Origin of the sequence: Streptomyces silvisoli (assembly GCF_029269905.1) — a bacterium.
GTDB lineage: Bacteria > Actinomycetota > Actinomycetes > Streptomycetales > Streptomycetaceae > Streptantibioticus_A > Streptantibioticus_A silvisoli_A.
The window spans coordinates 249633-273573 of the sequence record NZ_JARJBC010000005.1; the positions used below are offsets into that span (position 1 = coordinate 249633).

Genomic DNA, 23941 nt, shown 5'->3' on the forward strand with positions numbered 1-23941 from the left:
GTTGCCGATGGTCGGATCATGATGCCTGTTACGACACGACCGGGAAACCACTCGGCCCGCTTCCCGTCACGGCTGGGGACGGCCGCCAGGCAGACGCCGACGCATTCGTGGGGCCATCGCGGCAACGGCCGCTCGCGGATCGTCCGCGTGAAAGCGGAGCACCTGCACCTGAGCGCGCTTGCCAAGGGGGCGGGTGAGGGTGACAGGACTGGCCAGCTCCACGGTCACGGACGTCTGCCCGCCCACGGTGACATCGAGCCTTCCAGCCTCGTCCACGCGGATCACGCGGGCGCCGGGGAACCTCCGCTCAACGCGGACTGTGCCGATCAGATCCGCCGGTACGCGGAGGTCCAGCAGTACTCCGTACCGCACTCGCAGTGAGCCGTCCGGTCCGATGACATGGGGCCGTACCACGCACGAGGCGTGGAGGGCGAGGAGGAAGAACACCCCGTACACATCAACGAGGAACAACGGCAGGCGTACTGACGGCCACGGTACCGCGACGTCGAGTACGACCGTTTCGACCAGCGAGACAAAGATCAACACCGCCATCGTGGCTGACTGAGCGGCGGCGTAACCGATCGCACGGTCGCCCTCGTGCACACCGTCCCGTCGTCGGGTGAGCCAGAGAACGACGCTTGCCAGCGCCCGTGCCTCGTGTGTGATCAACCGCCTGGCCGCCAGACCGACGTGGCGGCTCACCGCAATCCTTCCGCGCGCTCGGCGAGCAGCGTCATCGCCTGCTGGATGGCTGCCGACTGCGCGGGCGCGAGGTCGGCGAACAGCATCTCGGTGACGGCTGATCCGTGTGTGTCGGTGGCAGAGGGCAGGGAGAGCGCCGCGACCACTTCGTCCGGTACGCATTCCGCCACCGCCTGCGCGGCCCGAGCGATGCGTGGGTCGTCGAGCGGCGCGTCGACCAGCGCTTCCAGCAGCGCGTAGACGGCGTAAGCCTGCCGCACCGCTTCCGGCTCGCCGGCCGCGGCGCGTACCATTCCAAGGACGCCTTCTCGGGCTTCGGCCGGAGCCACCGTCTCAATCAGTGCGAGGACTTCGCGGTCCTTCGCGGCCATCGCGGGCTCCGGCGCTGGAAGTGCCGAGGCGGCCCTACCTATCTGGGCGAAGAGATCGGCCAGCTCGGGCGACAGCGGTCCCTCCTCCGGCAGCACACCCTGCTCTGCCTGCCGCAGCAACACGGCCAGGCGCCCGCGCCGGGTGCGTATCTCCTCCTCCTGCCGGTGCAGATCGGCGTCCAGGGCCGCGAGTATCTCGCCCAGTTCTCGCCCCAAGTCGTCACTGAGGACATCCCGAACCTCGTCCAGACTGAGGCCGAGTTCGGTCAACCGCCGGACCCGGGCGAGCCGGACGGCGTCCCGTAGCCCGTACTCGCGGTATCCGTTGGGCCGTCGTGCGGGCTCGGGCAGCACGCCTTGATGGTGGTAATGCCGCACGGTCCGGGTGGACACCCCTATGAGCGCGGCCAGTTCTCCGATTCGCATGCGATCCAGTAGAAACGTTGCCGTCGCGGCAAGGTCAATCGGGGACGGCGCGCGGGCCGTCGTGTGACCTGGCAAGATCGGACCCATGCCGGTGCACAACGACGAGGACTTCATCGCCCATGTCACCAACCGACTCGCGGCGCTGCCGTGCGTGCGGGCCGTCGCGCTGGGGGGCTCGCGCGCCACGGGTGGTCATCGACCGGACAGCGACTGGGACTTCGCCGTCTACTACCGCGGCGGCTTCTCTCCGGAGAGCCTGCGCGCCCTCGGATGGCCGGGCGAGATCTCCGGAATCGGTGAGTGGGGCGGTGGCGTGTTCAACGGTGGAGCATGGCTACGCGTTGACGGCCGACACGTCGATGTGCACTACCGGGACCTTGGTGACGTCGAGAATCAGCTCGCCGAAGCACGCGAAGGCCGGTTCGAAGTCGAGAGGCTGCTGTTCCACCTGGCCGGGGTCCCCACCTACGTCGTCGTGGCCGAACTCGCCGTCAACAAGGTTCTGCACGGAGAACTGCCGCGACCCGAATACCCCGAGGCGCTGCGGCGCCAAGCACCGGAACGCTGGTGGGGCGACGCCAGGCACACCCTCGGCTACGCTCGCGCCGCCCACGCCGAACGCGGGCACCTCAGCGACTGCGCCGGCGCGATCGCCACCGCCGCCTGCCAGGCCGCTCACGCGGTGCTGGCGGCCCGCGGCTGGTGGATTACCAACGAGAAGACACTGCTGGACCACGCGGGCATCCGGGACATCGACAACCTGCTCGGCAACCTGACTCCGCGACCGGAGGACCTGACGGCTGCCATCGACGAGGCGACGGCCCGGTTGGAGAGCGCGGTCAACACCGCCTGCACCGCTCAGGCCAGTTCGTAGTCGAACCACACGCGATGTGTGCCGTCGGGTTCAACCGCCACTCCACCCGAGCCGGTGATCCCGGTCAGTTCTCCGGTGCCGCTGGACGGGACGATGGTGAAGAACTCGGCGGTACGGTCGCTTCCGGAGGTCGTCGCCGAGTGCGCGAAGTTGAAGGCTCCGTCGCGGCCGTGCAGTGAGCCCTTGAAGGACTCGATGGCCACATAGGTGCCGACCCCGGTGCTCTGGTCGAACGCCGCGGTGAACAGGGTCGCCGAATGGCCGACGACGTCACCCTCATAGTGCTTCTCCATGGTTGCCACACCCACTGGAACTCCGGTGGTTACAGCCGGAGTTGGAGCCAGTTCAGTCGGTGTGAAGGTCTTGACGGTGAACGTTCCCGAAGCTCTCATGGCGCTGATCGTATGGGCGGGGCCTGACAATCGACGCCCGGCACGCGCGGAACTATGGCCGGGCAGGCCAGCGCCCGACCGCATCACCGCTTCGGTCAAGTCGATCGAACCGGGGAGTCCACGACCGACGGTGGGCCGGTGCCTGCGTACTCGGGGCCGTCTTCGTGCCGGGGCCCTGCCGTCGTGCCTGCTGGGGAGCCAACTCGGGCGCTACGGCACCACACCACCGCAAGGCCGACGTGCGTCAACTCCGCAGGAAGTCCAGCAGGTCCCGGTTGAACCTCTCCTTGTCGCCCGGCACGAGGGCGATGCCGTGAGAGCCGCCCTCGTAGACCTTGAGGGTGGCGTCGGGGATGATCCGCGCGGCTTTGCGCGCCGTGGCGTCGATGGGCACCACCTGGTCGTCGTCGCCGTGTACCACGAGAGTGGGAATGTCGAACCTCTTCAGGTCCTGGGTGAAGTCCGTCTCCGCGAAGGCGGTCACACACGCCACGCCCGCTTCGATGTTCTCGTGCATGGCCATGAACCAGAACGCGTCCTTGTTGCCCTGAGTGACCTTGTTCCCGGGCCGGTTGGCGCCGAAGAACCCTTCGGCGGTGTCCTTCCAGAACTGGGACCGCTCCCGGAGGATGCCGTTGCGGAGGGCGTCGAAGACTTCCGCGGGCACCCCCTCGGGGTTGCTGTCGGACTTCATCATCAGTGGTGGGATCGCCGAGAGCAGTACCGCCTTGCTGGCCCGTTCCGTGCCGTGGCGGCCGATGTAGCGGGCGAGTTCGCCGCCGCCCATGGAGTGGGCGACCAGGGCCACGTCCCGCAGGTCGAGCGCCGTGATCAGATCGTTGAGGTCGTCGGCGAAGGTGTCGAAGTCATAGCCGCCCCAGGGCTGGCTCGACCGGCCGTGTCCGCGGCGGTCGTGGGCGATGCCGCGGAAGCCGTTGTCGGCGACGCACTTCATCTGGTCATCCCAGGCGTCCGCGTTCAGCGGCCAGCCGTGCATGAAGAGGACGGGCGGTCCGCTGCCCCAGTCCTTGTAGTAGATCTCGACACCATCACGCGTGGTCACAGTAGGCATGGCAGTCGTCCTCTCGGGAGTACCGGCCAGCCGGTGGTCCTGCCGTCCGCCGCACGGGAGGGCCACCGGTGGCGGTGACGGAACGGGAGACCCAGCGACGCGTCCCCAAGCCATCCTGCGGGCCCCAGCCTGACCCGCAACGCGAGCCAGGGCGCCACTTCCCTCCCGGCCGCGGGCCAGCCCGACACGTACCCGCCACGGAAGCCCGACGCCTCGCCGCGCACCGCGGGCACCAGGCACGACACGCATACCGCCGAACGGGTGAACGTTGTCGACGGCGGGAGACCGGCGGTGGCCGCGGCAGCGCGCACACCAGCGCGGACCAGCCCGGCTCACAGGCGGCAAGGTGTTCAGCACATGCCCGGCGCAGTCAAGGGAGCCGGCCTCGTCGTGTGCGACCGGCCGGAGGCGGTCGAAGCCCGCGCCGGCGACCGCCTCCGCCGTGCCGCCGATGCCTGGACCGCCAGCCGGAACCGCGGCCAGATCAGCCGCGGCGGTCGGCGACCGCCACGCGATCGGTGCCGAGACGGCCAGGTGCCGCCAACGCGCCTACAGTCCCACGTCCCGGCTGCGGAGGTCGTCGAAGGACTCGCGGCGCACCAGCAGCCGGGCCCGGCCACCGGTGACCGCGACCACAGGCGGGCGGCCGACCATGTTGTAGCCGGAGGCCATTGACAGGTGGTACGCGCCCGCCACCGGGATGGCGATCAGGTCGCCCGGCCTGGTGTCGTCGGGCAATGGGACGTCCGACGCCAGGACGTCACCCGCCTCGCAGTGGCGACCGACGACCGTCGCGGGGCGGAAGCCGGCGGGGGAGCGGCGGCCCAGCAGTCGAGGGGCGTAGCGCACCCCGTACAGCGCGGGCCGTGGATTGTCGCTCATGCCGCCGTCGACGGCGACGAACGTGCGGTCACCGGTGCGCTTGACGGACAGCACCCGGTAGAGGGCGACCCCGGCCGGTCCCGCGATGGCGCGGCCGGGCTCGATGGTCAGCCGGGGCACCGGCAGGTCGGCGGCTGCGCAGCTGGCGTCCAGTTCGGAGCGTACCCGGGTGCCGAGCGCGGCGATGTCGAGCAGGCTCTCGCCGGGCCGGTAGGCGACCGCGTGCCCGCCACCGAGGTCCAACTCGGTCAGGGTGACGTCGTGTTGCCGGCGGATCCGGGAGAGCAGTCCCACCATCCGGCGGACGGCCAGCATATAGGGCTTGACCGTTGCGATCTGCGAGCCCAAGTGGCAGTGCAGGCCCACGAGTTCGAGCCCCGGCTGGTCCAGGATGCGGGCGATGGCGTGCTGGGCGGAGCCGTCCACCAGCGACAGCCCGAACTTCTGGTCCTCGGTACCGGTACGGATCGCGGTGTGCCCACCGGCGGCGATGCCGGGAATGACCCGGACCAGGACCCTCTGCCGGGTGCCCGAGGGCACTTCGGCGGCCAGCCGGGCGATCTCGCCGCTGCTGTCGATGACGACGCGTCCGACGCCGAGCCGGATCGCCGCCCGCAGGTCCTGCGGGCTCTTGGCGTTGCCGTGCATCACCATGCGCTCGGGCGGGAAGCCGGTGGTGACGGCGAGTTCCAGCTCACCGGCGGAGCTGACGTCGAGGCCGAGCCCCTCCTCCTGGACCCAGTTGGCCATGGCCCGGCACAGGAACGCCTTGGCCGCGTAGAGGATGTCGGCGTCCGGGAAGGCATCCCGGTAGGCGCGGCAGCGGTCGCGGACCTCGTCCTCGTCCAGGACGTAGACCGGGGTGCCGAAGCGTTCGGCGATCTCGGTGAGGGCGACCCCACCCACGGTCAACTCGTCACGCGGGGCACGGCGGGTCGAGGCGGGCCAGATGGACAACTCATCGCGTGCGGTGGGCCGTTCGGCCTGGTCGGGTACGACGGTCAGTGTCATGTCGAAGGACTCCTCAACCGATCCACATGCTGACGGCATCGACCAGGGCCACCGCCCCCGTCACCCGCAGGACGCCGATGGTCTGCGGATCCCACTCCCGCCACAGCGAGGCGCGGCTGGTGCGGGTGGTGGCGGGGGCGGCGAGCTGGGGGTCCACGGTGAGGGTCGTGGCCCCCAGCGGCTCGGTGAGGGCGCGCAGCACGGGTTCGGAAATTCTGATCCATGCCTGCTCGGCGCCGAGGGTGTCGGTCAGCCGCAGCTGAGTGGTGAATCCTACGGCCGTACGGCCGCCCAGGGGCGTGCGGAACAGGCGGGTCGCACACCCTACGGGACCCGACCGGACGGGAACGTACAGCAGTCCGGCCGGGATGCGATCCGGAGGCTCGTGGTCGTCCCTGCGCACGAATTCAGCCATGGGATGTACTCCTCACGGAAGGTGGTGGCCCCGGTCCTGGGAGTGATCCGAGGCGCACCAACGACGCTATTGCCGCTGCTCCCGGGAGTGCGCCCGGCCCTGACGCGACGTTGACGGCATCCACCCGACGATTGATGTGCCGTTCACGCGGACTCACTCGGAGCCCGGCGGTACGACCGCTCGGACCCGCCAGCCCGCGACGAGCGATGGAGTCACTTCTTGAAGTCATGTACGACCCCTTGACGCGATCGGTAACCCCAGGGAGCCTCATTCTGCACGTCAGGGTCACCAGGGCGTGCGAATGGCTTCACAAGCTGAACATTTATGAGCGAACCGCCGCCCGAATGTCGACAATGGATGTACTGGAGGTCACGGTGCAAGGAAACTCCTCCCGGCGGGACTTCGTGCGCGCGGCGCTGGTCGGGGCGTCGGTGCTCGCGGCGCCCCTTCCGTTCGCCGGCACCGCCCAGGCGGCCGGGCGGTCCGACGCGCGGGCGGCCACCGGTTCCGGGGCCGCGCCGGGCGGGCCGGGCACGCCGTCCGCCTTCGCCCCGGCCGACAAGCTCGGCTTCGGCACGGCCCGCGAGAGGCGCAGTCCGGTGTGGTTCACCCTGGAAGGCGGCCGGATGAGCGAGACGTACCACCCGGACCTGAGCACCCCGGCCAGCCGCGAGACCCAACTGGTGGTCACGGACGGCAGGACCTTCGTGGAACGGGCCAGCGACGTGCCGACCCGCACCGAACTGCCGGAACCCGGAGTCCCCGTCTACCGCCAGGTCAGTACCGGTCACGGCTGGCAGGCCGTCGCGCGCTACGCCACGGACCCGCAACGCGCCGCCGTCCTGGTGGACTTCGAGGTGCGCTCCACCAACGGCAGTCCGCTCCAGGTCTACGTGCTGCACGATCCGTCGCTGTCCGCCAACGGTGACGACGACCGTGCGCTCCCACAAGGCGGTGCGCTGGTCGCCCAGGACGCGAAGTCGGCGAGCGCACTGATGGCCGAGGACGGGTTCGCCGAGTCCACGGTCGGCTACTTCGGAGTCAACGACGGATGGACCGAACTGCGGGCGAACAAGGGGCGGTTGCCACACCACTACTCGACCGCCGGACCCGGCAACGTCGTCCAACTGGGACGGCTGCGGCTGGACGGACTCGCACACACCCGGCAGACCGTGGTGCTGGGCTACGGCACCGACGCGACCGAAGCCGTCGGCACCGCCCGCCGGGCGCTGCGCACCGGATTCAAGCAGGCGGCACACGACTACGCCAGCGGCTGGCGCGCCTACCTCGCCGCGCTGCCCAAGCCGCCCGCCAGCCTGCGCTCAGCCCGCGAGAGGCAGCTGTACACCGCCTCGGTGATGACGCTGGCCGCGAGCGAGGACAAGAACAACCCCGGTGCCTTCATCGCCTCGCCGACCATGCCGTGGGCGTTCGGCACTGATCACCAACTCGCCCCGGTCAGCGGCTCCTACCACCTGGTGTGGCCGCGCGACCTCTACCACATCGCCACCGGACTGCTTGCCGCGGGCGACCGCGGCGCCGCCGAGCGGGCACTGGACTACCTGCTGCGAACACAGCAACCGGACGGGCACTGGGCACAGAACACCACCGCCAACGGCAAACCCTTCTGGACCGGCGTCCAGTTGGACGAGACGGCCGCGCCGATGCTGCTGGCCTGGCTGCTGGACCGCCACGATGCCCACACGCTCGACCGTCTGGCGCGCGGCGCCGACTTCATCCTCGGCTATGCCACCGACGGCCACCGCGCACCGTACACGCAGCAGGAACGTTGGGAGGAGCAGAGCGGGTACTCACCGTCGACCATCGCCTCCGTGATCGCGGGCCTGGTCTGCCTGGCCGACCTGTTGCACCGGGGCGGACGCGGCGGCCAGGCGGCCAAGTACCTTGCGGCGGCCGACTCTTGGCGCGACTCCGTCAACGGCTGGACGGTGACCAGGACCGGCCCGTACTCGTCCAAGCCGTACTACCTGCGGCTGACCAAGGACGGTAGGCCCGACGCCGGCACGGTCTACGACCTCGGCAACAACAACCCCGCTCCGGTCGACCAGCGCGCGGTCGTGGACGCCGGGTTCCTCGAACTCGTCCGCCTTGGCATCAAGAGCGCGGCGGATCCGGTGGTCCGCAACTCGCTGGCCGTGGTCGACAGGCACCTTTCGGTGCTGACGCCGTCCGGGCGGCACTGGCACCGCTACAGCCACGACGGGTACGGCGAGCAGGCGGACGGCGCGCCCTGGGACGTCAACCGGCCCGAGATACGGCACACTTCGGGGCGGCTGTGGCCGATCTTCTCCGGCGAGCGCGCCGAGTACGAACTACTGGACGGCGACCGGCACGCGGCGGCAGGCAGACTGCGCGACCTGGCGGCCACCGCCGGGGAGACGCTGCTGCTCCCGGAACAGGTCTGGGACGACCAGCCACCGGCCCCCAGGGTCCGCCCCGGCACCCCGACCACCTCGGCCACCCCGCTGGCCTGGACTCATGCGCAGTACCTTCGCCTTGCCTGGTCGGTGCAGCACGGAAGGCCGGTGGAGTACCCCACGGTGGTGGCGGAACGCTACTTGCGGGGTTGATGCCTGCGGACGGCTAGTTGGCGGCGGGCTTCACGGCCGGGGCGGCGGGTTTCACGGCCGCCGCCTTGCAGGCGCTCGGGTAGAGGTCGTCGTCCTCCACGTGCATGGCGGCGTGGCTGAGCTGGCGTTCACAGCCTTCCTCGTCGCCACCCGCCCCCGCGCTGCACGCCTGGGAGATGTATCCCTCGTGGTCCCAGATGTTGACGCCCCCGGCGGCCAACATGTCGATGCAGGCGCTGTACGTGGCGTGGGCGGCTCCCGAGGTGGCGAGGATGCCACCCGCAGCCAGCGCGACCGACATCAAAGTGCCGCCGAGCGCTTTACCAACTCGCATCCGTTCTTCTCCGTCGCAGATGAATGCCTGGCGCTGATCTCCTATGCGTTTCCCGGCCGACTCCGGAAGATGCCTGCCGTCACGCTCATGGCGCAGGCTGGAAAGCCGGTGCGGGTGAGGGCGGAAGCGGTAGTCGACATTGACCGGCACGAATCCGGTCGCCGCTTCGTGCAGCCGGCGCACCAGCTTCGCCGCACCGGTGAGCGACTCCTCGGACCTGGCATGGCCGGGCAGCCGGTGACCGCGTCCGGGCCGCCACTGCGGATCACGCGCAAGGCCTTCCTGGTGCACCACTGCCTGGTGGAAGCGGCGGCGAGCGCTCTCGCGTTCTCCCGGCCGGGCAGGCTAAGCGCGAGCGAAAGCCGACGCGACGCCGGTCAGTTCACAGCTGATGTCCCACAGGCGCGCGGCGACCACCGGGTCGGTCATGTGGGCAGGCGCCTGCTCGGGCCTCGGCATGCCCCGCAAGCCGAAGGCCTGCGGCCCCCACAGCTGGCCGCCGATCACATCAGGATCGAGGACAGCGCGAACGGTGGGCCACGCGCCGGCTTCCTTGCCCTGAAGGAGGAGGCCCGCGGGTAGCGCGCGCAGCCGTTGACCTGTGGTCCGGGTGTGCACGGTCGGGCGTGAGGGGGTCAGGGAGTCGAGCGCACCTCCTGGGTGTGCCACAACGCTCAGCGTCGTGCCGCCAGCGGCGCGCAAACGGCGGTCGAGCTCGAATCCGGAGAGCATTTGCGCCAGCTTCGACCTACCGTAGGTGCGCTTGGCCCGGTAGTTCCGTACGGACTGGAGGTCAGCGAGGTCCAGCCGCTCAGACCGTGCCGCGAAGCTGCCGGTGGTGACGATCCGGCTGCCGGGTGCGGTGGTCAGCAGCGGCGCCAGCAACTGGACCAGGGCGAAGTGCCCGAGGTGGTTGGTCGCGAACATCAACTCGTGGCCCTCTGGGGTCTCCTGGCGTTGCGGCTGATCGAGTAGCACTCCGGCGTTCAGGACCAGTGCGTCGAGGCGGTTGAGCCGCAGTGCGTCCACGGAGGCCTTGAGGGAGGAAAGATCGGCCAGGTCGAGCGGAAGGTGCGACACATGAGCGCCGGGAACGCGGGAACGAATCGAGACCATCGCGGCTTCGGCCTTTGCCGTGTTGCGGCTGCCGAGGATGATGTGAGCCCCTGTGCTGGCCAGTTGCTCGCAGACGAAGTAGCCGATGCCCGCGTTGCCGCCGGTGACCAGGAAGTTCTTGCCGTCGGCGCGCGGTAGCCGATGAACGTTCCACGCTTGGGTCGGAAATGTGCGGCGCATGATGGGACTCCTGGGGCTCACATGATCGGGTGCGGTGAAGGGGCATGCGTGTGCCCCGCTCGGTTGTGGTCGGTACCGGTGAGAGTCAGCGTGGCACCGGCCGCTGACAGGGCACCGATGCCTCGCTGACGAGCGACCGACACACGCAGTCGACGGCATCTCGCCGGGCGGCTGAGAGAAGTCAAGCCGCCGTTGGTCCGGAGACTCCGAGGGTGTTGTGGGGTACGCGAGCCCGCTGAGGACTCGGAGGGGCTTCAGCGCCTGCTTGTTGGCTGATCCACGGACTCAGGCCACCCAACGGCCAGTGTCCGCGGATCACCGAGGATCTCCCCGGCCTGCCGGTGGCCGGGTGCCTCCTCGGAGGTGGGATCGAGTGAGGGCGGCGGTCGCGAGTAGGAGCGGCCAGGCCAGGAACCATCCGCTGAGGGCGAGGAGGATCGCCACGATGGCGAGCGCGAAGAGGGCGGCCACCGCGCCCGCCCGACTCGTTCGCCACAGCAGTCTCGCTCCGGCCGCCGAGCCGATGGCGTACACGGCGCTCAGGCACGCCGTCGTACTGAGGACCAGCAGCTTGACGTCCAGACGGGTAACTGTCGCGGCCGTGAAGACACTTCCCGATATCGCGGCGACCACCAGCAGACTGCGGCGCGGCACACCGCCGGCTTGGGCACCGGCGGCGAGGCGGTGGGGGAGGGCGCCGTCACGAGCCAGGGCCGCGCCGAGCTTCGCCGTGCTCGCCACATAGGCATTGATGGTGCCAAGGGTGATCAGCAGCGCGACCACACCCGCGATGTCCGCCCCGTAGCGGCCGAGTCCGGTCTGCAGCAGCGAGGCCAACGGGGTCATGGTGCTGCCGGCCGCGTCTCCCAGCACGAGTACGGTGACCGCCGCCAGGCTCAGATACAGCACGGCCACCACGATCAAGGCGCCGGCGGTCGCGAGCTTCAGATCGCGGGCGGGCCGGGCGAATTCGGCGGACAGGTGGGTGACCGTTTCCCACCCGGTGAACGACCACACCAGCAGCGCTCCCGCCGACCCGACCGCTCCCCAACCGTGCGGGGCGAACGGGTGGAGGTTGGCTGCGCGGGCGTGCGGCAAAGCCACCAGCACCGACAGCACGAGCAGCAGCGTCAACGCGCCGGAGAGCGCCAGCTGCACCCGCCCGGAGACCCGCACGCCGAAGGCATTGGCGAGAAAACCGAGCACGAGCAGTGCGGCCGCGTACCCGACGGTCGTGCCCCAGCCACCGCCCGTGGTCCGGCTCAGATACGAGGCACCGAAGAGTGCCAGGGCAGGGATGCCGGCGGGCGTACCGAGGTAGAACCACCACCCGGCCACGGTCGCCGCATGCTCGCCGAAGGCCCGCCGCACATACGTCGATACGCCTCCGGAGTCGGGGTAGCGGGCGGCGAGTACGGCGAACGTCGCGGCGAGCGGTATCGACATCACGACGAGGGCGAGCCAGGACAACAGCGAGGCCGGGCCAGCCTGTTTGGCAGCAAGGCCGGGCAGGGCCAACACGCCGGTGCCGAGCACTGCTCCGACGTACACGGCGGTTCCCTGCAAGAGGTTCAGCCCCACTTGCCGGTTGGGGCCCGGGCCGTCCTCGGTGATCGTTGTGGCCTGGTCAGCCTGTGTCATTCCACCCTCCGGGCTGTGGCTTCCGCGACTTCCCACAGCGTATGAAGGCCTTCTCCTGGGACACAGGGGCAAAGTTAACCAAGTCACGGTGTGCGGCGTTTGATTGAAGCTATCCTCGCTGGATGGCTAACGAATTGAAAGCCGGGCTGGACGCGACGGACTGGAGCCTCCTGCGGGAGCTGCAGCAGGACGCGCGGGTGAGCTTCAGCGAACTGGGCCGTCGGGTGGCCTTGACGCCACCGGCTGTCGCCGAGCGGGTCCGGCGCCTGGAGCAGCGCGGCATAATCGAGGGCTACAAGGCTCGGATCAACCTGAGCCAACTGGGCCTGCCGATCCTCGCGTTCGTCAACATCCGCTATCCCGGGGGCGATTACCGCGACTACGCGCGGATATTCGACGAGTGCTCGGAGATCCTTGAGTGCCATCACGTGACCGGGAGCGACTGCTTCATCGCCAAGGTCGCCGCCCGGTCGATGCCGCATCTGGAAGAGGTGACGGCCCGCATCGCGCGGATCGGTTCGATCACCACCACCATCGTGTACTCGACGAGCGTCAGCGACCGTGTCGTCACCCAGGAGAGCGTCGCCGCACCCGATGCGGTCGATGACGAGACGCCGACGAGCACATGAGGCTGCCGCGGTGACTTTCGCCGTGCCGTGCTACTTCGGGCAGGCTGGGCGAGGGGCCTCACCTGAGTGCTGACGGTGAACCGTCTTCGAACGTAGTGGGGAAGCGCCAGCGGGCGACAACATCTGAAGTCGGCGCAGGCAAGCGCCCCGTTGTACGACAGAAAGTCCCGCGACGGCCGCACCCAGTACCACCCATCCCGCTGGTCCCGCGGCCATCACAACACCAGTGAGCAGCGGCGGTCCGGCTGACTTCTGGATGGACTGGGACATACCCGCCACACCCAGATACCGCGCGCGGGCGCCATGGGGCGCGAGCAGGACGGCCAGTTCCCACGAGCTCACCGAACGCATCAACTCCGCCAGGGTGACCAGCAACGCGGCGGCGAGCAGGACGACCGCAGCCGTCCAGGTGCCGCCTCCGGTGGCCGCCGCAACGGCGGCGCAGCACACGGACATCGCCACCCCGTACAGCAGCACTGCTCGAGCGGCCAGCCGAGGACCCTCGGCCCATGCCGACACTCTCACCTGCAGCACCACCACCATCACGGTGTTGACGATGAGGAGGGTGGGGACAAGCGCGTGCGGTGCCGAGGTGTGGTTCACCAACCACAGCGGCAGGCCGACGTTGAGCACGGAGTCATCGGTGCTCATCGGGATGTCCAACAGCACGAACAGCAGATAACCCCGGTCCCGCCATGGGCTGCTCCGGCGGACGGCAGGCCACCCGTCGGTGGTTGTGTCGTGCGCCGATACCACCTCAACGGTGTTGTCCCGTGGCTCCCGAGTGCGCCACACCAACGCCGCTGCCAGGACGAACGACAGCGCGTCGCCCAGGATCAGTGCCCGGCAGGCGCCGATCGATCCCACGGCCAGGCCGACGGCCGCGATTCCCGCGCCGAGTCCGTAGCCCGCGTTCGACGCACTGCGCGACAGGGCCTGGTAGGTCGCGCGCCGTTCACCGGCGGTCCGTGTGGCGAACAGCATCTCCAGAGTCTTCGCCGCCCGGTCGGCGAGGTAGGTGAGGGCGACGATGGCGAGCAGTGCGTTGAAATCAGTGCACACCAACAGCAGGCTGAGAGTCGCCATGCGCAGCAGGTGACAGCCGATCAGTAGCGCGCGGACTGGCGAACGGCCGGCCAGACGCCCGGCCAGCGGAGAGCCGACGATCCCCGCGACTCCGGCAACCCCCAGCAGTACACCGATCCGTTGAGCGCTCAGATGCGTCACGAAGGTGAAGTACAGGACCGAAGACGCGGCCCACAGTCCCGAGCCCGTCCGGTCCAACGCCAGGGCGAGCAGCATGGTCCGCGCGTTGCGGCCACCCGGCGGATTGCGCAACTGCGCTGTCAGCCCTCGTCCGCCGCTCGCGTTCTTCCTGCCCGCTGCCCCGCGCCGCATTGCCCGCCCCCGAGAATATCTCGACATCAAGAGATCTGGGGTAGCCTCGCTGTCGAAAGTCTCGATGTCAAGGTATTCGGCCCCGGTTGACTGGCTGTCACAGACGGCAAAGGGCCAGGTCGGGAGCGTGTCAACTTGGCGGGCGGGACCGGTTGATGAATTTGCCGCGGGCCGGGATCGGTATCCGGTTGGTAGCGGAACGTGATACCTTCGTTACTTTCAGTGATGGCTCGGTGATTGGCGGGAGTTCATGGATCCGGGAAGGCGTTCCGCAGCCTTGGCTGCCGCTCTGTGTGCGGCAGTAGGCGCGCTGGTCGTTGGGTGTGCCGGTGTGCCGGGCCGAACGGCTGGCGTTGTACCGTCCGTTGACGTGTCGGCGAGCGGACGACACGCCAACGGGGAAGACGGCGGTCCTGCTCCGGCGGTCGCCGCCTACCGGGCGATGTGGAAGGACCTGGCCGTGGCGTCGGCCTACGCCGATCCCGAGTGGCCGCATCTCGCCGACCACGCCGACGACCAGGCCCTTCGCCTTCTGCGGCACGGGCTGGAGAAGGCGCAAGCGGAGGACGTCGTGACCAAGGGGGCGCCGGAGGTGGATCCTTCGGTGATGGCGTCCGACGGCAATAGCGTCAGGCTCCGTGACTGCGTGGACGAATCCCGTTGGTTGCGTTTCACGAAGGCCGGTGCGCCGAAGAGCGACCGCACTACAAGCCGTAGCAGGGCCGACGCGACGGTCACTCGTGAGGAGAACTCCTGGAAGGTCACGACGCTCTCCGTGAACGAGTCAAACACCTGCTGACGGTCGGCGCACGGACGACGCGGCGAGCTGCCGCCGCCCCCCCTCTGCCCAAATTCCTCGGGATTGACGACCCCTCAGCCAGTAGACCGCGTTCGCTGCTTCAGTACGTGCGCGACGGCCCCTCCAGCCCTTCCTCCGCATTCGCCACTTGACGCTAGAACCGGGTTCGCCGGTGATCCATGGGGTGGAACGACACGGGTCAACGGATTCTCGCCAACCCCTCTGACATGCTTGTTCATCGTCGGAAATCGGCTTCGGGCAGATGCTGGAGCTGGCTGGCCTCGGCTTATCGTGAGCCCATGCACACTGTTGCGGTACTGGCGATCGACCATGTGGTGCCCTTCGATCTGTCGACGCCCCTCGAGGTGTTCTCCCGCGCCCGACTGCCCGACGGCCGCGAGGCCTACCGGGTCCGGGTGTGCGCTCCCCGTAGCGAGGTGTACAGCGAGTCCTTCACGATCAGGGCCGAGTGGGGGGTGGACGCACTCGCCGAGGCGGACACCATCATCGTGCCCGGTTGTGCGGAGAAGGCCGGACCGCCCGGTGAGGACATCCTCCAGGCGCTGCGGTCCGCCGCCGAACGCGGCACACGCATCGCGTCGATCTGCGGCGGCGCGTTCGTCCTGGCAGCGGCAGGACTGCTGGACGGGTTGCGGGCGACCACACACTGGCTGGCGACGGACCTGCTGGCAAGGCTCCACCCTGCCGTCGACGTGCGGCCCAATGTGCTGTACGTGGACAACGGGCAGATACTAACTTCGGCCGGGGCAGCCGCGGGCATCGACCTGTGTCTGTACATGGTCCGGCGGGACCACGGCTCAGCGGTGGCGGCGCACACGGCGCGCCTGTCGGTGATGCCGTTGGAGCGCGAAGGCGGCCAGGCCCAGTTCATCGTCCACGAACTGCCGCCGGTGCCACGGGGGTCGGTGCTGGAGCCCGTGCTGGCCTGGATCCAGGACAACCTCGGCCGTGAACTGGCCTTGCAGACCATGGCGGCGCGCTGCGGTATGAGTGAACGCACCTTCAGCCGACGCTTCCGGGAGCAGACCGGCACCACACCACTGCAGTGGCTGCTGCGCGCGAGGGTGCACCGCGCCCAGTACCTGCTGGAGAACACCGACCACGGGATCGACCGGATCGCACAGCAGGCCGGATTCGGCTCGCCCACCGCCTTCCGCGAACGGTTCAAGCGGGTCACCGGCATCACACCACAGAGCTACCGGGCTTCGTATCGCGAGAGCAACCGGACGACGTAGCGGCTCGGCCATTGTGCCGACGGCCGAGGGGCGTCGGCGGGCGGACGCTGAACTACGCCCGTCCCACGGCGTGGGTCCCCAGCGTCGGAGGACCTTCCCGCGCGTCGACGTGGCAGGGCACCTTCAGTGACTGCGCGGTTGCTGTCGAAGGAGGACTTCAAGCGTCGCGCGGGCGTCGCGGCGCCGTTGCGGTTTCCTGGCGAGTACGCAGACACCGGCGACCGTTGCGACGGTGACCGCATACAGAGCGCCGGTTGTCCCGGCCATTACACAGGCCGTGTGCAGGAGTTGCGCGAAAGTGGACACGAGCTGCACCTCCAAGCCAGGCCGAACGCATCGGCGTGGTAGGGGCGGGGTGACAGGACTCAGGTCCCTACGGGAGCTGTGGCCCCTCTCATTATCACGCCGACAAGCCCGGCAGCCCGAACGACGCACCGAAGAGTCGCCGATGTCCCTTCGTGTCGCGGTCCGGTGGACTCACATCGCCAAGTGCGTCTCGCGATGGGTGACCTCCTCGATCTCCGATCCGGCCTTGTGCAGCAGCTCACGGGAGAGCTCGTTCAGCGCGCGAGCCGCGGCGATCTCCTCGCCGACCCGGTTCTGCTCCATGTCGTCGGGATGCCGTGTGGCATGACCGTGCGCCCGCATCTCCGTGCCGTCCGGAAGTCTCACCATGGCTGCGGCCCGGGTCCGCTTCTCCGCCTCTTGGAACTCCATTTCGATGTGCCAGCCGGCGATCGTCTGCATCACGCCCACCTCCTGCGGTACCGGTACGTATCCAGCCTGCACCCGCACCGCCAGGGACGGCACGCGGAACCGTGGAAAGCCTGTCGAACCGGTTCTGACCTGCGGCGAAGCGGGTGCCACGCGGGCTAGTGCACCAATGCCCGCAGCACCACGATGACCAGCCCGAGCACCCCCGCGACCAGCCCCGCGAGGAACAGCTGCAGGCCCCGGATGCCGTGCCGCCACGCGGTGACGAAACCCCATACGACCAGCAGCAGCACCGCGGCCAAGTCCGCGACCAACAGCGCCCGCGATGGCCTCACGCCCAACGCGACGACGACCAGGAGCACGATCAGCGGCAGGAACGACGCCTCCACCAGCGCCCACTGTTTACGGAGAGTGGACATCAGTCGACGCTTGGCGAAGGCGCGCCCCTCCACGGGGCCGTGCCCGATCTCCTCGGCATACACATGAGTGAGCCAGTACACGACCACCGCCACGGCGGTGCCGAGGACGACGGCCCCGAGGTGCACCGGTGGCTCGGAGTAGGCGGCCATGAGGGCGGCGGTGATGACCGTGCCCATGATCCCCTCAACGGGGTGGTCCAGGGGCAGAAGGACGTGCCCCAATGACTTCAGCCGCTTCCGGATCAGCATTGCGCCATCATGCCCGCCGCCAACCGGGCCGCCCGCCCCTGGCGACGGAGCCGTTCGCGTGTCGTGAACCCGCGGCAGCGGAGGAAAGCGCGCGTCCGGTGGCCGTGGCGGTACGCGGCCGAATGCCGGATGTCGCGCCACTCGCAATGTGGCGGGATCGGCTCGCCGTGGTGTTGCCGCAAGGGGAGACGGTAAGGGCCGCCGAGCTGCTGGTGTCGCACACGCATATGACGCTGAACCGGCCCGGTGTCTTCGTACGCGGCGAGTACCAACTGGCGGAGACGGCCCTGCGGTTGTGGACCAGCGCCACCGGACCGCAGCCGTAGCCGTGCACGGACGTTCGGCCTGCCGCAACGGCGCTGCGCCGAGCGGTATCCGGGCGGGGTGCTGCTGCCCGCGGTCTTCAGCGTCTCCGAGCGGGTGGACGGCAGTTGGCGGGCGCACGCTCCGGGAGCCTCGTACTCGACACCGCAGGGCGCACGGGACGGTTTGGCCGGATGGCTGCGGTTGATGGGGCCGTTCACGCTGGATCTCGAACTGGACGGCCGCGCCCTGGAGTTGAAGCGCCTTTGGGAGCAGGAGGAGGCTCGGCGGGCGGCGGTCAGGGAACGTAGGCAGGGGAACAAGGGGCGTTAGGCGGGCGGCCCAGGTCGAGGCGGCGGCACTCAGGCCGTGAGAGGGGCCGTGCCGTCGGCGCGGCCTGGCGGTGCCGTGGACTCGCGTACCACCAGCGTCACCGGGAGGAGCAGCGAGCGGGCCGTGCGTGCCGGGGTCGCCATGCCGTCCAGGAGCATGCGCGCGGCCTCCGCGCCCACGGCGTGGTGCGGTACCCGCACAGTGGTCAGCGCCGGGCGGAGCCGGGCGAGGAACGGCATGTCGTTGAAGCCGACGACGCTGACCTGGCCCGGGCAGTCGATGCCGCGCTCGGCGAAGACGTCGTAGCAGCCGAGCGCCAGCAGGTCGTTGCCGGTGACCACGGCCGTGAACCGGGCGCGAGCGTCCAGGAGTTGCCGCATGGCCCGCGCTCCCGCCTCCTCGCTCCACTCGGCCGCCTCGGTGACCAGGGCGGGATCGTCGGCGAGGGACAGGTCGCGCACGGCGTGCCGGAAGGCCCGGGTGCGCATGGCGCCGGTCGAGGTCGTGGCCGGGCCGCCTATGTGTGCGATACGCGTGTGCCCCAGCTCGGCGAGATGCCGGACGGCCTGGACGACGCCCGATGCGTCGTCGGGTATGACACAGGGCACGGCGAGATCCTCAACTCGCCGGTTCACCAGCACCATTGGTACGCCCTGCGCGTGCAGTGCCGACAGATAGGGGTGTTCGCGCCGGGCGGTGGCGACGATCAGCCCCTCCACCTGCCGCTCCCGCAGGGACTCCACGCGGGAGTGCTCGCGTTCCGGGTCGTTGTGCGTGTCGACGATCCAGGCGTGGTAACCCGCCGGTTCGAGCTCGCTCTCGATGCCGCGCACGATCGGCGGGAAGTAGGGGTTCGTCAGGTCGGGGATGACCAGGCCCACGGTGTGCGAGCGCGCCGTCTTCAGGGCAAGGGCCACCGGGTTGGGCCGGTAGCCCAACTCCTTGGCCACCTGCAGGACGCGGCGCGCGGTGTCGGCGTTGACCTGGGTACGGGTGGCCGGGTTCAGCGCTCGGGACGCGGTGGCCGGATGTACGCCAGCGGCGCGTGCGACATCCCGCAGGCGCTGGGGACGGGGCGCCGTGTTCGGGGGGCCGTGGTCCTGGGGCGTCAAAGGTACTCCTTGGGTGGGTCAGCGTCTCGGGTCGGGATCGTACGGTGCGACCGTCGTACGACTCACCATGTCCGCGGCTCCAACAGCCCGCGCTCCGGCTCCAGGGCGGTGGCGAGCGAGCGGTCGCCGGGGCGGTGCCGCAGCCGCAGGGCGAGCACGGTACGCAGGGCCGCCAGGTCAACGGTGCCGTCGGGCACCAGGCCCTCGTCGGGGTCGCGTAACCGCGTCACATGACGGGCGGCCTGTTGCGGGGTCAGTCCGAGGGCGGTGCGGGCCTCCCGCAGGACCGTGGCGTCCAGCTCACCGGGCACGATCAGCTGGGCGGTTCGGGCCAGGGCCTCGGCCAGGGGTCTGGCCGCCCGGGCGCCGTGCGGGCCTACGGCCGTGAGCACGGTGCCGAGATAGCGACCGCACACCTCCACGAGCCCGGCCAGTCGGGTCGCCCCGGCGTCCTCCGCCAGCAGTTCGCTGCCCGCGCCGAGCACCGTCGCCGCGCACCGTCCGTCGAGCAGTGCCGACAGCCGCCGGGGCGTGCCGCCAAGCGTCCGTACCGCGTAGTCGCGGCGCCCCGAGCCGGGCGGCCGCAGGCCCAGCGACTCCAGCACGGCGTACAGGCCGAAGGCGTAACCGGAGCCGGGGGCGTCCACCCCCACGGTGGTGCCCCGCAGTTGGACAGCGGCGGTGACACCGGGCCGTGCGTACACGCCGAGGCCGAGACCGCGGTCCAGGGCTGCCAGGATACGGGCGTCGCCGGTGCGGCCGAGCGGGTTGTCCGGGGTGAAGCGGTAGGCGATCACGTTGTCCGGGCTGGTGAAGGCGGCGTCCAGGGTGCCGTCCAACAGGTCGCGGAACAGGTCCGGCGAGGACTCGACCTGGACCTCGGTGACGCTGACGCCGTGTTCCTGGAGCAGGCCGACCGAGCGGGCGACGCGCAGCAGCACGGACGGGCTGAAGACACCGACGCTGAGGGGGCGATGGGACATGTGCGCTCCTGACGGGCGATGAGGACAGGGGATGCCCGGTCCAAGGATGAACTCCGGTGGGGGCAATCGATTGTGGAGAGCGCCGCTCGCCTTTGACAAGGCAGTGATGTCGGACAACGCTGCTGCTCGCTGCAATCGATTGCAGTCCGATGGGTGCAACGGCCCATGGGGCGTGACGACAAGGAGAGCAACGTGAGTGACACCACGGCAGTGCGCCCGGCCGTCGGCTGGATCGGCACCGGACGCATGGGCTTGGCCATGGCCCGCCGCCTCGCCGACGCGGGAGTGGACCTGGCCGTATGGAACCGCACGGCGGCCAAGGCCGCCCCGCTCGCCGACCACGGCGCGGACCTCGCCCACTCGGTGGCCCAACTACGCGACCGCGACGTGGTGTTCACCATGGTCTCCACCGAACGCGACCTGGAGCACCTGCTGCTGGGCGACGACGGGCTGCTCGCCGACCCCCGTCAGGTGCCGGGAACCGTGGTGGACTGCTCCACCATCTCGCCCCATGCCTCCGCCGCGTTGCGCACCGCCTGCGAGGAGCGCGGCACCGCCTTCCTGGCCGCCCCGGTCAGTGGCAACGCCAAGGTGGTGGAGGCGGGGCGGCTCACCGTCGTCGCCTCGGGCGTCGAGGACACGTACCACGAGACCGTACCGCTGCTGCGGCACATCGGCCGTTCGGTGACGTACGCGGGCGAGGGCGAGGCCGCGCGGCTGGTGAAGATCGCGCACAACCTGATGCTGGGCATCGTCACCCAGGCGATGGCGGAGACCGCGGTGCTCGTCGAGAAGGGCGGGGTGTCCCGCCACGCCTATCTGGAGTTCCTCAACGACAGCGTGATGGGTTCGACGTTCACCCGCTACAAGACCCCCGCGTTCACCACCCTCGACTACACGCCGACGTTCACTCCGGCACTGCTGCGCAAGGACTTCGACCTGGGACTGGCCGCCGGGCGCTCCCTCGACGTACCGCTGCCGCTGACCGCGGCGACCGCCCAACTCGTCCAGGCGTGCGTCAGCTCCGGCCGGGACGCCGAGGACTTCGCCGTACTGCTGGACCTCCAGGCCGCCGCCTCCGGACTCGCGCTCACACCGGAGGACGCCGCGGTGGACGACGGTCTTTCGGGCGGCGGGCCAGCGCACGAGGTCAGGCCAGCACGGTGAGTGCCGCAGGCAGGACGCGGGCGGTGACCGGCAGGGTGGCTTCGACCTCGCCGTCCGCGCCGTAGGGGAGAGGGCGGTCGGCCTCGATGCGTATCTCGCGCCCGCGCAGCACCTCCACCTGCGGACGGTGGACGTGCCTGCCGTCCTTGAGTTCGTTCATGACGGAGAAGAACAGCGGGCGGGGAGCGTCCCGGATGACCACCACATCGAGCAGCCCGTCGTCCACCGCGGCATCCGGTGCGATACGCCGGCCGAAGCCGTAGTAGCCCGAGTTGGCGGCGACGACGGTGTACCCCTCGCGTTCGTGGAGTGTGCCGTCGACCGTGAGGCGGTAGTGGGCGGGGCGCCAGGTCAGGATGGCGCGCAGTCCTCCCATGTAGTAGGAGGCGGCGCCGTGCAGCAGCCGGGAGGCGTTGGCGTGGCGGTTGGCCACCGCGTCGACTCCGGCGTAGACGCTGCCGAGAACGGCCCGCCGTTGGTGGACGGCGGACTCCACCTCGATCGCGTCGACCTTCCTCGGCGTGCCGTGCAGCAGCAGTTCCGCGAGTGCCGCGGGCTCGGTGGGCAGCCGCAGGGCGCGGGCGAAGTCGTTGCCGCGCCCGGCCGGGACGATGCCGACGACGGCGTCGCTCCCGGCCAGGGCGCCCGCGACGCAGCCCGCCATGCCGTCGCCGCCTACACCGAGCACGACGCGGCCCTGCTCGGCGGCCTGGTGGGCCAGCGTCCGCGCGTGGTCCAGGCCGCGGCTGTACTCGACCTCAAGCGTGGCGCCCGCGTCGCGCAGGAGCCTGGCGAGCGGGATGAGGGCGGCCGCGCCCTGTGATCCGCCCGCGGTGGGATTGACGACGGCGGTGAACTGTCGCATGACGGCACTCCGTTGGGCAGGACGGACGGGAGCTACGCGGACGGCAGGGGAGGCAGCAGGATTCCGGGGTTGAGGATGCCGACCGGGTCGAGCTGGTTCTTGACCGCGTGCAGCACCGCCACGCCGAGCGGGCCTATCTCGCGGGCGTACCATTCGCGGTGGTCGGTGCCCACACCGTGGTGGTGGCTGATGGTGCCGCCCGCGGCGAGGATCGCGTCGTTGGCTGCCTGCTTGACCGGCGCCCAGTGCGCCACCGGGTCCTCGCCCTGGGCGGAGACGACGGTGAAGTACAGTGACGCGCCCGCCGGATATACGTGCGAGACATGGCACATCACCAGGGGCGGGGTGCTTGCGTCGGCCAGGGTTCGGGTGAGCGCGTCGCGTACCGCGTCGTAGAGCGCGGGGATGTCGGACCAGAAGGCCGCTGTCTCCAGCGTCTCGGCGAACGCTCCGGCGTCCAGCAGCGCGTCGCGCAGGTAGGGCGCGGAGAACCGGCCGTGCGCCCACTTGTCTCCGGGCTCCTCACCGAGGAACTCGCCTCCGGCGCCGCTCAGTACGGCATGCGCGCGATCCCGTCGGTCGGCGGTCTCGGCCGGCGTGCCCTCGTAGCCCGCGATGGCCAGGCAACCCGAGGCGGAGTCGAGGCCGCCGCCGATGGCCTCGGGGTCGGCCAGGCCGATGAGTGTCTCCGTCTCGTCCGACAGTCGCAGCACGGTGGGCAGCGGCCCGTCCTGGGCGAGGGCGCGCAACGCCGCCTGGCCCGCCGCGAACGAGGCGAAGCGCCAGCCCTCGTAGACCTTGGTCCGGGGCTTCGGGCGAACGCGCACGGTCACGGAGGTGATCACGCCGAACGCTCCCTCGGAGCCCAGCACCAGCTGCCGTAGATCGGGCCCGGCCGCCGAGCGGGGCGCCCGGCCCAGTTCCAAGGTCCCCTGCGGAGTGGCGACTTGGAGCTTCATCACCATGTCGTCAAAGCGGCCGTACCCGGCGGACGCCTGGCCGCTGGAGCGGGCCGCCGCGAAGCCGCCGACCGACGCCCACTCGAAGGACTGCGGGAAGTGGCCCAGGGTGTAACCCCGTTCGGCCAGCAGCACCTCGACCTGCGGGCCGCGCAGCCCGGGTTGCAGGGTGGCGGTGCGGGAGACCTCGTCGACGGAGAGCAGTTGGTTCATCCGCCCCAGGTCGAGGGCGATGAAGCAGTCATGGTCGCGTGGGCTGAGTCCGCCGACCACACAGGTGCCGCCGCCGAACGGGACGACCGCGACCCGGTGCTGCGCGCAGACCCGCAGTACGGCGAGCACCTGGTCGTGGTCTGCGGGCAGCACCACCGCGTCGGGCGCGTCGCTGACCGCCCCGGTGCGGATCCGCAGCAGATCGGGCGTCGACTTCCCCCGGGTGTGGCGGATCCGGCTCTCGTCGTCGTCGCGTATGTACGCGTCGCCGACCACCGTCGCCATGGCGGCACGAACGTGCGCGGCCAGTCGGCTGGGTTGGGGCTTGACGGCCGAAAGCGCGGCCGGCGGAGCGTCCGCCGGCCGTACGCCGAGCAGATCGCGCAGCAGTCCCACGACCTTGTCGGGCAGCGGGGCGGCCTTGGCCGGATCGCCCCAGCCGCTCCACAGCATGTCCACCGAACCCACCTGATCACCCGCTTCGTCATGCGGTTCTTCCGGACCCGCGGTGCGGGTCGCGGGTTGCCGCGAACAC

At 70.1% G+C, this 23941-nt stretch carries 24 protein-coding genes; 8 read left to right on the forward strand and 16 right to left on the reverse strand.

The features are described from left to right. Nucleotides 1-66: 66 nt before the first annotated feature. Together P3G67_RS11045 and P3G67_RS11050 are read right to left on the reverse strand one after the other, a co-directional pair. Complete coding sequence (locus P3G67_RS11045) at nt 67-702, reverse strand: hypothetical protein (RefSeq protein ID WP_276093276.1); 636 nt, start codon at nt 700-702, stop codon at nt 67-69. Beyond that, nucleotides 699-1499: a MerR family transcriptional regulator gene (locus P3G67_RS11050; RefSeq protein WP_276093277.1), complete on the reverse strand. Its 801-nt coding sequence runs from the start codon at nt 1497-1499 to the stop codon at nt 699-701. The genes P3G67_RS11045 and P3G67_RS11050 overlap by 4 nt, the downstream gene beginning before the upstream one ends. 85 nt (nt 1500-1584) lie before the next feature. On the opposite strand from P3G67_RS11050, the gene P3G67_RS11055 reads away from it, so the two are divergent. Further along, nucleotides 1585-2373 carry a nucleotidyltransferase domain-containing protein gene (locus P3G67_RS11055; RefSeq protein WP_276093278.1) on the forward strand — a complete coding sequence of 263 codons (789 nt, stop codon included), beginning with the start codon at nt 1585-1587 and terminating at the stop codon, nt 2371-2373. Here P3G67_RS11055 and P3G67_RS11060 read toward each other — a convergent pair. The 4 genes from P3G67_RS11060 to P3G67_RS11075 form a co-directional block, all read right to left on the reverse strand. Next, a complete protein-coding gene (locus P3G67_RS11060; RefSeq protein WP_276093279.1) occupies nt 2358-2765 on the reverse strand; it encodes a DUF3224 domain-containing protein in 408 nt (135 codons plus the stop codon). The two genes, P3G67_RS11055 and P3G67_RS11060, sit on opposite strands and share 16 nt — an antisense overlap. 244 nt (nt 2766-3009) lie before the next feature. Continuing rightward, a complete protein-coding gene (locus tag P3G67_RS11065; protein ID WP_276093280.1) occupies nt 3010-3837 on the reverse strand; it encodes an alpha/beta fold hydrolase in 828 nt (275 codons plus the stop codon). 549 nt (nt 3838-4386) lie between these two features. Then, nucleotides 4387-5730 (reverse strand): diaminopimelate decarboxylase, encoded by a 1344-nt coding sequence (gene lysA, locus P3G67_RS11070; protein WP_276093281.1) that lies wholly within the window; start codon nt 5728-5730, stop codon nt 4387-4389. Between the two features lie 13 nt (nt 5731-5743). After that, complete coding sequence (locus P3G67_RS11075; RefSeq protein ID WP_276093282.1) at nt 5744-6145, reverse strand: SAV_915 family protein; 402 nt, start codon at nt 6143-6145, stop codon at nt 5744-5746. A 344-nt stretch (nt 6146-6489) separates the two neighbouring features. Here P3G67_RS11075 and P3G67_RS11080 point away from each other — a divergent pair, with 344 nt between their 5' ends. Further along, a complete protein-coding gene (locus P3G67_RS11080) occupies nt 6490-8736 on the forward strand; it encodes a glycoside hydrolase family 15 protein (RefSeq protein ID WP_276093283.1) in 2247 nt (748 codons plus the stop codon). A gap of 13 nt (nt 8737-8749) precedes the next feature. Here the strand turns inward: P3G67_RS11080 and P3G67_RS11085 are convergent, their stop codons facing one another. The 3 genes from P3G67_RS11085 to P3G67_RS11095 form a co-directional block, all read right to left on the reverse strand. Further along, nucleotides 8750-9361 (reverse strand): hypothetical protein, encoded by a 612-nt coding sequence (locus P3G67_RS11085; protein ID WP_276093284.1) that lies wholly within the window; start codon nt 9359-9361, stop codon nt 8750-8752. A 54-nt stretch (nt 9362-9415) separates the two neighbouring features. Further along, nucleotides 9416-10366, reverse strand: coding sequence for an SDR family NAD(P)-dependent oxidoreductase (locus P3G67_RS11090; protein WP_276093285.1), 951 nt, complete (start codon nt 10364-10366; stop codon nt 9416-9418). Nucleotides 10367-10681: 315 nt separating this feature from the next. Continuing rightward, nucleotides 10682-12007 (reverse strand): APC family permease, encoded by a 1326-nt coding sequence (locus P3G67_RS11095; protein ID WP_276093286.1) that lies wholly within the window; start codon nt 12005-12007, stop codon nt 10682-10684. Nucleotides 12008-12129: 122 nt separating this feature from the next. Here P3G67_RS11095 and P3G67_RS11100 point away from each other — a divergent pair, with 122 nt between their 5' ends. Further along, nucleotides 12130-12636, forward strand: coding sequence for an Lrp/AsnC family transcriptional regulator (locus P3G67_RS11100; protein ID WP_276093287.1), 507 nt, complete (start codon nt 12130-12132; stop codon nt 12634-12636). Nucleotides 12637-12666: 30 nt separating this feature from the next. Here the strand turns inward: P3G67_RS11100 and P3G67_RS11105 are convergent, their stop codons facing one another. Next, nucleotides 12667-14034 (reverse strand): MFS transporter, encoded by a 1368-nt coding sequence (locus tag P3G67_RS11105; RefSeq protein WP_276093288.1) that lies wholly within the window; start codon nt 14032-14034, stop codon nt 12667-12669. Nucleotides 14035-14404: 370 nt separating this feature from the next. Here P3G67_RS11105 and P3G67_RS11110 point away from each other — a divergent pair, with 370 nt between their 5' ends. Both P3G67_RS11110 and P3G67_RS11115 read left to right on the forward strand, forming a co-directional pair. Next, a complete protein-coding gene (locus P3G67_RS11110; RefSeq protein WP_276093289.1) occupies nt 14405-14833 on the forward strand; it encodes a hypothetical protein in 429 nt (142 codons plus the stop codon). Nucleotides 14834-15132: 299 nt separating this feature from the next. Further along, the gene (locus P3G67_RS11115) at nt 15133-16089 is read left to right on the forward strand and encodes a GlxA family transcriptional regulator (RefSeq protein WP_276093290.1); all 957 of its coding nucleotides are present in this window, start codon (nt 15133-15135) and stop codon (nt 16087-16089) included. 477 nt (nt 16090-16566) lie between these two features. Here the strand turns inward: P3G67_RS11115 and P3G67_RS11120 are convergent, their stop codons facing one another. Continuing rightward, on the reverse strand, nt 16567-16836 hold the full coding sequence (locus tag P3G67_RS11120; RefSeq protein ID WP_269858306.1) for a DUF1876 domain-containing protein: 270 nt from the start codon (nt 16834-16836) through the stop codon (nt 16567-16569). A gap of 125 nt (nt 16837-16961) precedes the next feature. After that, nucleotides 16962-17471, reverse strand: coding sequence for a hypothetical protein (locus tag P3G67_RS11125; protein ID WP_276093291.1), 510 nt, complete (start codon nt 17469-17471; stop codon nt 16962-16964). A 167-nt stretch (nt 17472-17638) separates the two neighbouring features. On the opposite strand from P3G67_RS11125, the gene P3G67_RS11130 reads away from it, so the two are divergent. Continuing rightward, on the forward strand, nt 17639-17797 hold the full coding sequence (locus tag P3G67_RS11130; protein ID WP_276093399.1) for a hypothetical protein: 159 nt from the start codon (nt 17639-17641) through the stop codon (nt 17795-17797). A gap of 19 nt (nt 17798-17816) precedes the next feature. Then, on the forward strand, nt 17817-18107 hold the full coding sequence (locus tag P3G67_RS11135; RefSeq protein WP_276093394.1) for a DUF5954 family protein: 291 nt from the start codon (nt 17817-17819) through the stop codon (nt 18105-18107). Nucleotides 18108-18136: 29 nt separating this feature from the next. Here P3G67_RS11135 and P3G67_RS11140 read toward each other — a convergent pair whose 3' ends face one another. Then, nucleotides 18137-19219, reverse strand: a complete 1083-nt coding sequence (locus tag P3G67_RS11140) for a LacI family DNA-binding transcriptional regulator (protein WP_276093292.1) — start codon at nt 19217-19219, stop codon at nt 18137-18139. A gap of 62 nt (nt 19220-19281) precedes the next feature. After that, nucleotides 19282-20202 (reverse strand): ABC transporter substrate-binding protein, encoded by a 921-nt coding sequence (locus P3G67_RS11145; protein WP_276093293.1) that lies wholly within the window; start codon nt 20200-20202, stop codon nt 19282-19284. A gap of 192 nt (nt 20203-20394) precedes the next feature. Here P3G67_RS11145 and P3G67_RS11150 point away from each other — a divergent pair, with 192 nt between their 5' ends. Then, on the forward strand, nt 20395-21369 hold the full coding sequence (locus P3G67_RS11150) for an NAD(P)-dependent oxidoreductase (RefSeq protein WP_276093294.1): 975 nt from the start codon (nt 20395-20397) through the stop codon (nt 21367-21369). Here the strand turns inward: P3G67_RS11150 and P3G67_RS11155 are convergent. Continuing rightward, the gene (locus tag P3G67_RS11155; protein WP_276093295.1) at nt 21353-22234 is read right to left on the reverse strand and encodes a diacylglycerol/lipid kinase family protein; all 882 of its coding nucleotides are present in this window, start codon (nt 22232-22234) and stop codon (nt 21353-21355) included. The two genes, P3G67_RS11150 and P3G67_RS11155, sit on opposite strands and share 17 nt — an antisense overlap. A 32-nt stretch (nt 22235-22266) precedes the next feature. Then, a complete protein-coding gene (locus P3G67_RS11160; RefSeq protein WP_276093296.1) occupies nt 22267-23865 on the reverse strand; it encodes an FAD-binding oxidoreductase in 1599 nt (532 codons plus the stop codon). Nucleotides 23866-23941: the final 76 nt, after the last annotated feature.